We start from the raw sequence: 11,011 nt of genomic DNA on the forward strand, positions 1-11,011 counted from the left end.
ATAATTTGAGGGACAGAATATAAAAGAACTGGATGCTTATCCAGTTCTTTGTGTTTATTAGGATGATTTATTTAAGCTTGCTTAGCTTGGGAAACCACGCTGTTTAAGCTTTCGACCAGTTCTTTTACTGAGGTGACATGCCCGGTCAGTTCAGAACCATAATTAGCGACTAAACTTGACACGGATTTGGTTTCTGCAACGCTCTGCGCCACTTCTGAACTGGCGAGATCGAGTTCTTTCAATGAGCTCATCTGCATCGCCATAATATTGGTGAGCTGATTAACATCGGTCGAGATGGTTTGCACCTCAGAGATAATGCCGTTCATTTCATTGGCCGTAGTTTCAATGATGGCTCTGCCATGTTCCACTTCTTCTTTACTTCGGTCTAATAAGGTTCGAATTTCTATCGCGGAATGGCTGCTTTTCGCAGATAGCTCTCTCACTTGGTCTGCAACTACCGCAAAACCTCGTCCTTGCTCACCGGCACGAGCCGCTTCTATAGCTGCATTGAGTGCTAATAGGTTGGTTTGCTCGGCAACCGAGGTAATCAAGTCCGCGACTTTCATGATTTCTTGATTACTTTGAATGATCTGGCTGATTGCACTGGTTGAAGCTTCTAGTGATTCTGAGCTCTTTTGCGCTTTGGTTCCGACCGCTTCACTGCGCTCTTTCAGTTCGCCCACAAATGAATTGGATTCTTCGATGCCTTGAGTCATTTGATGCAGTTGTTGGCTCATCTGTTCTGCTGCACTCGCCTGAGATTCACAATTGATGTTCAACACCTCAACTTGAGCATGCAGATCTTGCGACTGCTGGTCTAAATGAACAGATACGCCCTGTAAGCTTTCAGAGTTTGAGTTAGCTTGGTCTAGGACAATAGAAAGTCGACCTTCACTTTGCGTCGCTTGGTTGGCAACGTGTTGGCTTTCTGAAATCGCATCCTCTGCCATTTCGATTGCCACCTCTTTTTGCTTAGCGGTAAAGGCTTGGGCAATGCAGATCACCACCAGCGGCATAATCACACCAGACCAAGTTTCTACCACTACCGCATCGGGGGTTAGCTCAAGTAGAGGAAATGCAAATCCATTGAGATGTGCTGAGGTCATTACTAGTGACACGCCGATAACCAGCCCACTCCAAACTAAGGCGACAATTCGAGTTCCTGATAAGAAAAAAGCGACCACTAACAACGGCACCCAATAAGCTTGAGTGGAAGCCACAACCCCACCACTTTGATAAATGATGTTCAACGCGTGTACCGCCATGCCGACAAAACCAAAGTTAAGTGCAAGGCTCGGCTTACTCGTCACACGAAGTAGCAGTGCAGAGATCAGTTCGAATACGATAAGAAATACAGATGTGGCGATCAGAAGTTGCTCTTCGTGCTTAGTCCACTTGATTAAGCTATAAACACCCACAAAGAATGCGATAAAAGTGAAGAGTAATAAGATATCGGCTTGTCTGACTTCGTTGTTACCCCACCCATTGCTTTTAGGTAGAAACAGCACGCGCCACAGCTTGATTGGGTTCATCAGTGATCATCCTTGATTAACTTGTAAGACCTCCGACCAATGTTAATAACATGTTAAATAATACACAATGTTATTATCTGGGTTCTGTTCGAAAGATCTCATTTCATCAAGGATTTAGGGGCGTATTGTTTTGATATGAGCCAAACGAGGCGTCAGGCTCATGTAATGGAAGCTTTTAGAAAGCAGAGGGATGGGATTAACGGTAGCGCCCTTTTCTCGCGCCTGTCGCTTTACCTGCCAGCGCAACCAAGGTTTTATTAGTATTGGCGTGAGTGATCGCTACGCCTAAAGCATCGGCAGCATCGGCCTGTGGTTTAGCGGGTAACTTAAGCATGCTCATCACCATGTTCTGAACCATCGACTTATCTGCACCACCATTGCCTGTCACCGCTTGTTTGATTAGACGAGCCGCATATTCATGAACGGGGAGATCAGCATTTACCGCTGCCACTATCGCACTGCCACGCGCTTGTCCCAGCTTAAGTGCAGAATCTGCATTCTTCGCCATAAAGACCTGCTCTATCGCAAACACATCTGGCTGAAACTGAGTGATGATTTCGCTCACACCGGCGTAGATTTGTTTAAGTCGGCCCGGCAGTTCTTTTTCGGAAGTGCGAATACAACCGCTACCTAAGTAATATAGATGGCGACCATTTTGACGAATCACGCCATAGCCGGTAATACGCGAGCCAGGGTCAATCCCTAAGATAATAGACATAACTTCAAATACTGATTATTTATACATGCTTTATGAGCTTAGTATATCGAACGCAAAAAAAAATGCCCGTCAAATTAACGGGCATTTTCTAATTTACTGGCTAGTCTGGCTAATTAATTAAGAGCTCTCTATCAACTAGGATCTCTTCATCAGCAAGAAAAGATAACAGGCTTACGCTTGCTCTTTTTTCTCTGCCAATTTAACTGCGATTGCTAGCTCTTCCAATGATGCTGGGTTCGCTAGGCTTGGCGCGTCTGTTAGTAGACATGCTGCAGCTGTTGTTTTCGGGAATGCGATAACGTCACGGATGTTCTCAGTACCACAAAGTAGCATTGCTAGACGGTCAAGACCGAATGCTAGACCTGCGTGCGGTGGCGTGCCGTACTTAAGCGCTTCAAGTAGGAAGCCGAACTTCTCTTGTTGCTCTTGTGCTTCGATACCTAGGATACCAAATACCGCTGTTTGCATTTCTGCGTTGTGGATACGTACAGAACCGCCGCCTACTTCGTAGCCGTTGATTACCATGTCGTATGCATCAGAATTTGCTGCTGCTGGGTTCGCTTTTAGCTCTTCCGCGTTCACACCTAGTGGTGATGTGAATGGGTGGTGCATTGCGTGTAGGTTACCTTCGCCGTCTTCTTCGAACATTGGGAAGTCAACAACCCACAGTGGAGCCCATGCAGATGTGTCTGTTAGCTCTAGATCAGTACCTAGTTTAAGACGAAGTGCGCCCATTGCTTCAGCAACGATGCCCGCTTTGTCTGCGCCGAACAGAATGATATCGCCAGATTCAGCTTGAGTACGATCTAGAATACCGTTGATTACGTCTTCGCTTAGGAATTTAGCAACTGGAGATTGAATACCTTCCATGCCTGCAGCACGGTCGTTAACCTTCATCCAAGCTAGGCCTTTCGCGCCGTAGATGTTTACGTGTTCAGCGTAGCCGTCGATTTGCTTACGAGTTAGCTTAGCACCACCTGGAACACGGATAACCGCTACGCGACCTTTTTCGTCGTTAGCTGGGCCAGAGAATACTTTGAACTCAACGTCTTTAACCAAGTCAGCAACGTCAACTAGCTCTAGTGGGTTACGTAGATCTGGCTTATCAGAACCGAAACGACGAATCGCTTCAGAGAAAGGCATTACTGGGAATTGACCCAGTTCAACATCTAGAAGTTCTTTCCACATATCGTGAACAAGCTTCTCAGTCACGTTACGTACTTCTTGAGAAGTCATGAAAGATGTTTCGATATCGATTTGAGTAAATTCAGGCTGACGGTCAGCACGTAAGTCTTCATCACGGAAACATTTAACGATTTGGTAGTAACGGTCAAAACCAGACATCATCAGCAGTTGCTTGAACAGCTGAGGAGATTGAGGAAGTGCGTAGAAGCTACCTTTGTGAACACGGCTTGGTACTAGGTAGTCACGAGCACCTTCTGGAGTCGCTTTTGTTAGTACTGGCGTTTCGATGTCTAGGAATAGGTTCTCATCTAGGAAACGACGAACGAAGCTAGAAGCACGTGCACGAAGCTTGATACGGTCGCTCATTTCTGGACGACGAAGATCGATGTAACGGTACTTAAGACGCTGCTCTTCAGAGTTCGTTTGGTTGAAGTCAAGTGGAAGCGCTTCTGAACGGTTGATGATCTCTAGACCCGTCGCGTAAAGTTCTACTTCACCAGTAGCCATGTCTTTATTTACTTGGCTGTCCGGACGAACTCGTACTTCACCAGTAAACTTGATACAGAATTCATTACGCAGTTGGTTAGCGATCGGGAAGATATCTTTCATATCTGGATCGACAACAACCTGAACGATGCCTTCACGATCACGCATATCAATAAAGATAAGACCGCCTAAATCACGGCGACGGTTTACCCAGCCGCACAATTCTACAGTTTGTCCCGCCAGGGACTTGTTCAGGTTACCACAGTAATGGGTACGCATAATGAATTTCCCAATCTCTTAATAATTTACTAATTTCCAAGCTGTAGGTGTCAAAATAACCCTACAGAGCAAAGGAACATTTATACGCGGAAACTCGCTTAAAATCGACCTTCCACATTCGAATTTATTGTGTTTTATCTGGCTTTGCTGCTTTTTAGCCCATCAAGTGCGCAAAGATTCATCAAAACCGAAAAAATTGCGATAATTATATCTCGAAAGTACCTTAATCAGCAAAACTCTCGTAAAGTAGATTTTCATTTCGATTAAAAGCAGTGATGTGATGACTAATGGTGCAAAAACGATGGACACTTTACCTCTAAGACTTGGATTAACTATGTGGTCTCATTCTGAGTGGCAAAGTCAGTTCTACGGTAAAGGCACCAAGCCTGCTGAACGCTTAGAAAAGTACACGCAAGTTTTTCATACCGTCGAGGGTAACACGACCTTTTACGCGACGCCGAGTATGTCTACCGTTCACAATTGGAAAGCCGCGAGTCACGATGATTTCAGGTTCACGTTTAAGCTACCCAAATTCATCACCCACCAGCAGCAACTCAGACACTGCCAAGCAGAGCTCAAAGAGTTCTTGATGACTATGTCGCCACTGCACGACCGCATTGGTCAATGGACGATTCAGCTGCCGCACAGTTTTGAGCCCAGCATGCTGCCTGCCCTACAAAAGTTTTGCACCTTATTCCCAAAAGATATGCAGCTTGGCGTCGAAGTTCGACACCTAGGTTTCTTTGATAAGGGCGATGCGGAAAAACGCTTCAACCAATGGCTGGTTGAGGAAGGCATCAATCGCATCATTATGGACAGCCGCCCCGTTTTCTCTGCGCCACCCACCACAGAAGCGGTGATCGATGCGCATCAGAAAAAACCGCGTGTTCCTGTTCATGCAATTGCGACCGCCAATAACCCGATGATTCGATTTATTGGGCACCCAGACCAAGAACCTAACATTGAGTTTTTTAAGCCTTGGTTTGCCAAAATCCCAAACTGGCTCAATGAAGGCAAACAACCCTATTTAATGATCCACACCCCAGACAATAACCACGCGCCCGAACTTGCGATTGCTATTTATAAGAGACTACAAAAGCAAGTGTCTGAAAATACATCATTATTACTTCCCGATCTGGCTCAGTTTCCGGCTCAAAAAGGCAATAACCAAATCTCGATGTTTTAACTCATCATCTATGAGTAGCTTCGAACCTTGAGCTAAATCTCAGTTTTCGTGACAGTGGCGCTTTTTTTACGTAAAATGCGTCCCCTTTTATTTGGTACGAATTTTGTGCCAATTACGCTGACTGTCGAGAGAAAATGCCATGAGCAACACAGACAATATCTTTTCCGCTCCTATTGATAAAATTGGAGACTTCACCTTTGATGCAAGGGTTGCTGAAGTATTTCCGGATATGATTCAACGTTCGGTGCCTGGCTATAGCAATATCATCTCTGCAATCGGCATGCTGGCTGAGCGCTTTGTAAAGCCACATTCAAATATTTATGACCTTGGCTGCTCGCTTGGTGCTGCAACACTTTCAATGCGTCGTCACATTCAGCAAGAAGGCTGCACGATTTTCGCGATCGATAATTCAGAAGCCATGGTTGAGCGCTGCAAATTGCACGTCAATGCTTACCGCAGTGACACGCCGGTAGAAGTGATTGAAGCCGACATCCGTGAAGTGGAAATCAAAGACGCTTCTGTTGTGGTGCTCAACTTTACGCTGCAATTTCTTTCTCCGGACGACCGATACGCTTTGCTTGAGAAAATTCATGCTGGCTTGCGCCCAGGCGGGATCTTAATCCTGTCTGAAAAATACGTATTCGAAGATGAAAGCTCAAATGAACTGCTTATCGACCTGCACCATGATTTCAAACGTGCTAACGGGTACAGCGAGCTAGAAGTAAGTCAGAAACGTAGCGCAATTGAAAACGTGATGCGCCCGGATTCGATCCCTGTTCACAGAGAGCGATTTGATAAGATTGGTTTCTCAAGCAGCGAAGTCTGGTTCCAATGTTTCAACTTTGGTTCAATGTTCGCGATAAAGTAAATATTTTCGATTACGTAACAGTCGCGACACCGTTAGCACGTACTAAAATGTCATCCTCAAGAGCGAGGAACAAACGAATTGGGGATCTCTTATCAAACACGATAAACGAGATTCTCTAGCATGTTTGTCCACACTCTTAATGGAGTGACAAATTTAATTTCTACACCACCAACTCAGTGAAAACCTATGTTTAATTTTGCCAATTTTTATCAACTTATTGCCCAAGATACTCGCCTTCAGCCGTGGCTAAATGTCCTGCCACAGCAACTGACCGATTGGCAAAATGCAGAGCACGGTGACTTTGACCGCTGGTTACGTGCACTAAACAAGATTCCACAAGGTGTGCCAGACCAAGTTGACCTGAAAAACTCAGTGACGATTGGTAGCTCAACACCGTTTCACACGGGCGAACTTAAAAAGCTAGAAAGCCTATTAAAGACGTTCCACCCATGGAGAAAGGGCCCTTACACGGTTCACGATATTCATATCGATACTGAATGGCGCAGTGACTGGAAATGGGATCGTGTGCTTCCACATATCTCTCCATTAAAAAACCGTTCGGTTCTCGATGTAGGTTGTGGCAATGGTTACCACATGTGGCGCATGCTGGGTGAAGGTGCTCGCTTAACGGTTGGTATCGATCCTTCTCACCTATTCTTGGTTCAGTTTGAAGCGATTCGTAAGTTGATGGGTGATGACCAACGAGCTCACCTTTTACCTCTAGGTATCGAGCAGCTGCCAAAGCTAGAAGCCTACGACACGGTATTCAGCATGGGCGTGCTTTACCATCGTCGTTCACCACTGGACCACTTGATTCAACTAAAAGACCAATTGCTGTCTGGCGGTGAACTGGTTCTTGAAACCTTGGTTATCGAAGGCGACGAAAATGCGGTACTGGTTCCTGTTGACCGTTACGCGCAAATGAGAAACGTCTACTTCTTCCCTTCAGCTCGCGCACTGAAACGCTGGCTAGAACAAGTTGGTTTTGAAGACGTACGAATCGTTGACGAAAATGTCACGACAACTGGTGAACAACGCACCACAGAATGGATGACACACAACTCTCTTCCAGATTACCTCGATCCGAACGATCCAAGTAAAACGGTTGAAGGTCACCCTGCACCGAGACGTGCGATTCTGGTAGCAACAAAACCATAGATTTACTGCCCACAAAGCAGTGGCATATTGAGTAAATAAAGCACAAGCCTATTAAGGCAGCACAACAATTGCTTGCATGGTCAAAAAGCCACCGTTAATTTCGCGGTGAACTTTGCTTCCTGAGCTCACGAATTGAACAAAAATTGACTTATGTTTAATAAGTGAGCTATTTCAAATAGCAATAATTGGCGTAGCGCTCACATTGCGATTCAATATGACCAGACTCTTACAATAGGATGCTTCACGCATCCTTTTTTGTGGGCTAAACTTCTAAATAGTCTGAACTATTCTCAAATTCTCAAAGGTTTTTTTTATGTTTAAGCGATTATCGTCTATTGTGGCGGTTGGTTTGCTCTCTGGTTGTACCCTCACGAACGGTGCTACCTACCACCAAGAAACTCTCGACGCAATTTCCCGCTCAGAGACAAACATCGCAAATAAGGTTCAAAATCTTGAACTGCAACTAAGCAATCAAAGTGACTATATTGAAAGCTTAGAAGACGAAATCACTACCCTTTCTAATCAATTAGATACCCATCTAACGAGCATGGAACACAAGGTTCTTGAAGAGCTAGAGGAAGAAGAACCTGTCGCTGTTGCCGTTGCTCCTATCGCTCCTACATCACAACCGACTATCCTTGGCGGCATCGAAAAAGTGTCTATCGACTCTATCAAGCAAAGCTTTGATGCACGTGTAGATACTGGCGCAACCACCTCTTCTTTAAACGCTGTCGATATCAAAGAATTCGAACGTAACGGTAAGAACTGGGTTAAATTTCACCTAGACGACAAAGCCCAAGCTGAAGAAGACCAGAAATGGATTGAAGCGCCTGTTGTACGTTATGTAAAAATCCGTCAATCAACCAATGATCAAGCAGAACGTCGAGCTGTGATCGAATTATGGGTGAAAGTTGGAAAAATCCATGAAAAAGCGCAATTTACATTGGCGGATCGCTCTCAAATGAGTCACCCTGTATTACTAGGGCGCGAATTTATCAAAGACATAGCGCTAGTAGATGTAAGTAAAAAGTACGTACAAACGGAAGTTAAATAACAATAGTAGGGTAAGCTATGACGTCAAGAATTCCATTTTATATCTCTATATTCCTGCTTATCGTGGCAGGTATAACACTGAGTATGTTCAGACATACGACCTACGGTGTACCTTGGACTCCAGGGGAAACCAGACAGGTTTGGGACGTTGAAGCTCGCATCGAGTTCAACGCAGTAGGCAAAGAAGCAAAAGTTTCCTTAGCAGCTCCTCATACTCAGTCTAACTACACACTTATCGGCGAAACGGCTTCATCGCCGGGTTACGGTATTTCTTACCTAAATACTGAGTCAGGTCGTCGTGCTGAGTGGTCTATTCGTTACGCAGATGGTCCTCAAACCATCTACTACAAGACACAATTCCTCGTAGACAACCAAGCTAAAGTGAACGATACACCACCAGAAGGTGAAGTGGTTCAACCAAGCTTCGACGGTCCGGAAGAAGCGGCGTCTCTTGCTCTGATTGATAGGGCAACAAAGCGTTCTGCAGACAATCTAACGTTCACTCGTGAGCTCATCAAAACGCTTAATGATCCAGACAGCCAAAACTCGGCGCTGATTCTGAACAACATGACCAAAGTGGAAGCGACACACAAGCTACTTTCAGCAGCGAAAATACACAACAAAGTGGTTGGTGTTATCGAGCTAGAAGATGGCCGTCGTCGCCAATCGATTCAGAACATGATTCAGATTTGGGATAACGATGAGTGGATTCTTTTCTCTCCTGAATCTAGCGAACAGCAAGTTCAACCAAACCTACTTATCTGGGACGAATCAAATGTGTCTCTGCTTGATGTTATGGGTGGTCAGAACAGTAAAGTTCACTTCTCTATGATTGCTCAAGAGGTTTCCCCGACTGAAGCAACCAACAGTAAAGTATCGGCTGACCAGCTATTAAACCTTTCAATTCACAGCCTACCGTTAGAAGAGCAGGCGATGTTTAAAACCATCATGCTGATTCCTATCGGTGCGCTTATTGTTGTGTTCTTACGTGTCATCATCGGTTTGAAAACGTCTGGTACCTTCATGCCAGTTCTGATTGCGGTGGCGTTTGTTCAAACACAGCTGGTAACGGGTATTGTGGGCTTCCTACTGATCGTTGGTACGGGTCTTATCATTCGAAGTTACTTGTCCAAACTCAACTTGCTACTGGTAGCCAGGATATCCGCCGTAATCATTACGGTAATCATGATTATCTCTGTGTTTACCGTGGTCGCGTTTAAAGTCGGTCTGACTGAAGGTCTGTCAATTACGTTCTTCCCAATGATCATCCTATCTTGGACTATCGAACGTATGTCTATCCTTTGGGAAGAAGAAGGCGCGAAAGAAGTAATGCTACAAGGTGGTGGTTCTCTATTCACTGCGGTTCTTGTTTACTTAGGCATGACTAACCCGTTCATTCAGCACTTAACGTTTAACTTTATTGGTTTACAGCTTGTTATTCTAGCGACCATCTTGCTACTAGGTAACTACACAGGATACCGTCTAACCGAGCTTCGTCGCTTTAAACCGCTAGCGGAGGACTAAGTTATGTTTGATCAGTTTACTTCACCGTTTAGGTTGAAAGACAAAGGCATAATGGGAATGAACAAGCGTAACCATAGTTATATTGGTCGCTACAATGATCGTTCCAAGTATCCACTCGTTGATGACAAGCTTAAGACGAAAATCATTGCTGAACAGGCTGGTGCTACTGTACCAAAACTGATTGGCGTGATTGGTCATCAAGCTGAAGTAAAAACAATCCACAAGATGGTAAAAGAGTGGCCGGGTTTCGTAATCAAGCCAGCTCAAGGCAGTGGTGGTAAAGGTATCCTTGTTGTGACTTCTCACAAGGACGGCGTTTACACCAAGCCATCAGGTTCGACTATCAATGAAGAAGACGTAGAGCGTCACATCAGTAACGCTCTCGCAGGTCTTTTCTCGCTCGGTGGTAAGAACGATGTTGCGGTAGTTGAAAACCTCATCAAGTTTGACGAGTGTTTTGACGGCTTCAGCTACGAGGGTGTTCCAGATGTACGAATCATTGTATTCAAGGGCTACCCTGTCATGGCGATGATGCGTCTATCGACTTCAGCTTCTGATGGTAAAGCTAACTTGCACCAAGGTGCTGTGGGCGTAGGTATTTGTATCGCTACGGGTAAAGCTGTTCGTGCGGTTCAGTTTGACCACCCAGTGACTCACCACCCAGATACGGGTAAAGAGTTGGCGCTACTACAAGTACCCCATTGGGAAAAGCTGCTGACACTTGCATCAAGTGCTTGGGAAATGACAGGCCTTGGCTACATGGGTACGGACATGGTTTTAGACCAAGAAGAAGGCCCAATGGTACTGGAACTAAACGCTCGTCCTGGATTAGCAATACAGATTGCAAACGGCGCAGGTTTATTACCTCGCTTGCATCATATTGAAAACCTGGGCACACCCGCTGAATATCCAAAACCAGCAGAGCGCGTTGCCTACGCTGCTAAGCAATTTGGTGTTCACGGTCACGGTAGCGAAATTTTTCCAAGCTAAGCTCATCTAAATTAAAAGCGAAACGACTCAGC

9 protein-coding genes are annotated in these 11,011 nt (G+C 45.2%); 6 read left to right on the forward strand and 3 right to left on the reverse strand.

Annotation, left to right across the window (positions count from 1 at the left end; all coding sequences use genetic code 11):
- Positions 1-71: 71 nt before the first annotated feature.
- From OCV19_RS10340 to aspS, 3 genes are all read right to left on the reverse strand, one after another.
- A complete protein-coding gene (locus OCV19_RS10340) occupies positions 72-1,532 on the reverse strand; it encodes a methyl-accepting chemotaxis protein (RefSeq protein ID WP_065676983.1) in 1,461 nt (486 codons plus the stop codon).
- A gap of 196 nt (positions 1,533-1,728) precedes the next feature.
- Positions 1,729-2,250: a crossover junction endodeoxyribonuclease RuvC gene (gene ruvC / locus OCV19_RS10345; RefSeq protein ID WP_004736470.1), complete on the reverse strand. Its 522-nt coding sequence runs from the start codon at positions 2,248-2,250 to the stop codon at positions 1,729-1,731.
- A 171-nt stretch (positions 2,251-2,421) separates the two neighbouring features.
- Entirely contained in the window at positions 2,422-4,200 is a 1,779-nt protein-coding gene (aspS, locus tag OCV19_RS10350) for an aspartate--tRNA ligase (RefSeq protein WP_017062081.1), read from the reverse strand.
- A gap of 280 nt (positions 4,201-4,480) precedes the next feature.
- Between aspS and OCV19_RS10355 the strand changes: the two genes are divergently transcribed.
- The 6 genes from OCV19_RS10355 to OCV19_RS10380 all read left to right on the forward strand — a co-directional run bounded on the left by OCV19_RS10355 (position 4,481) and on the right by OCV19_RS10380 (position 10,979).
- Positions 4,481-5,386 (forward strand): DUF72 domain-containing protein, encoded by a 906-nt coding sequence (locus tag OCV19_RS10355; RefSeq protein WP_083994347.1) that lies wholly within the window; start codon positions 4,481-4,483, stop codon positions 5,384-5,386.
- 139 nt (positions 5,387-5,525) lie between these two features.
- Positions 5,526-6,254 carry a carboxy-S-adenosyl-L-methionine synthase CmoA gene (gene cmoA / locus OCV19_RS10360; RefSeq protein ID WP_017062083.1) on the forward strand — a complete coding sequence of 243 codons (729 nt, stop codon included), beginning with the start codon at positions 5,526-5,528 and terminating at the stop codon, positions 6,252-6,254.
- Positions 6,255-6,440: 186 nt separating this feature from the next.
- Positions 6,441-7,412, forward strand: a complete 972-nt coding sequence (cmoB, locus tag OCV19_RS10365) for a tRNA 5-methoxyuridine(34)/uridine 5-oxyacetic acid(34) synthase CmoB (protein ID WP_050643797.1) — start codon at positions 6,441-6,443, stop codon at positions 7,410-7,412.
- Between the two features lie 313 nt (positions 7,413-7,725).
- Positions 7,726-8,466, forward strand: coding sequence for an ATP-dependent zinc protease family protein (locus tag OCV19_RS10370; protein WP_065676982.1), 741 nt, complete (start codon positions 7,726-7,728; stop codon positions 8,464-8,466).
- A gap of 17 nt (positions 8,467-8,483) precedes the next feature.
- Entirely contained in the window at positions 8,484-9,989 is a 1,506-nt protein-coding gene (locus OCV19_RS10375) for an inactive transglutaminase family protein (RefSeq protein WP_065676981.1), read from the forward strand.
- A gap of 3 nt (positions 9,990-9,992) precedes the next feature.
- Positions 9,993-10,979: an alpha-L-glutamate ligase-like protein gene (locus OCV19_RS10380; protein ID WP_065676980.1), complete on the forward strand. Its 987-nt coding sequence runs from the start codon at positions 9,993-9,995 to the stop codon at positions 10,977-10,979.
- The last annotated feature ends 32 nt before the right edge of the window (positions 10,980-11,011 follow it).

It is taken from the genome of Vibrio celticus (assembly GCF_024347335.1).
Lineage (GTDB): Bacteria > Pseudomonadota > Gammaproteobacteria > Enterobacterales > Vibrionaceae > Vibrio > Vibrio celticus.

What these genes read in the sequence shown, in the direction of transcription:
- OCV19_RS10340 (WP_065676983.1), bottom strand. Translation starts at nt 1,532, where the DNA reads ATGAACCCAATCAAGCTGTGGCGCGTGCTGTTTCTACCTAAAAGCAAT.
- ruvC (WP_004736470.1), bottom strand. Translation starts at nt 2,250, where the DNA reads ATGTCTATTATCTTAGGGATTGACCCTGGCTCGCGTATTACCGGCTAT.
- aspS (WP_017062081.1), bottom strand. Translation starts at nt 4,200, where the DNA reads ATGCGTACCCATTACTGTGGTAACCTGAACAAGTCCCTGGCGGGACAA.
- OCV19_RS10355 (WP_083994347.1), top strand. Translation starts at nt 4,481, where the DNA reads ATGACTAATGGTGCAAAAACGATGGACACTTTACCTCTAAGACTTGGA.
- cmoA (WP_017062083.1), top strand. Translation starts at nt 5,526, where the DNA reads ATGAGCAACACAGACAATATCTTTTCCGCTCCTATTGATAAAATTGGA.
- cmoB (WP_050643797.1), top strand. Translation starts at nt 6,441, where the DNA reads ATGTTTAATTTTGCCAATTTTTATCAACTTATTGCCCAAGATACTCGC.
- OCV19_RS10370 (WP_065676982.1), top strand. Translation starts at nt 7,726, where the DNA reads ATGTTTAAGCGATTATCGTCTATTGTGGCGGTTGGTTTGCTCTCTGGT.
- OCV19_RS10375 (WP_065676981.1), top strand. Translation starts at nt 8,484, where the DNA reads ATGACGTCAAGAATTCCATTTTATATCTCTATATTCCTGCTTATCGTG.
- OCV19_RS10380 (WP_065676980.1), top strand. Translation starts at nt 9,993, where the DNA reads ATGTTTGATCAGTTTACTTCACCGTTTAGGTTGAAAGACAAAGGCATA.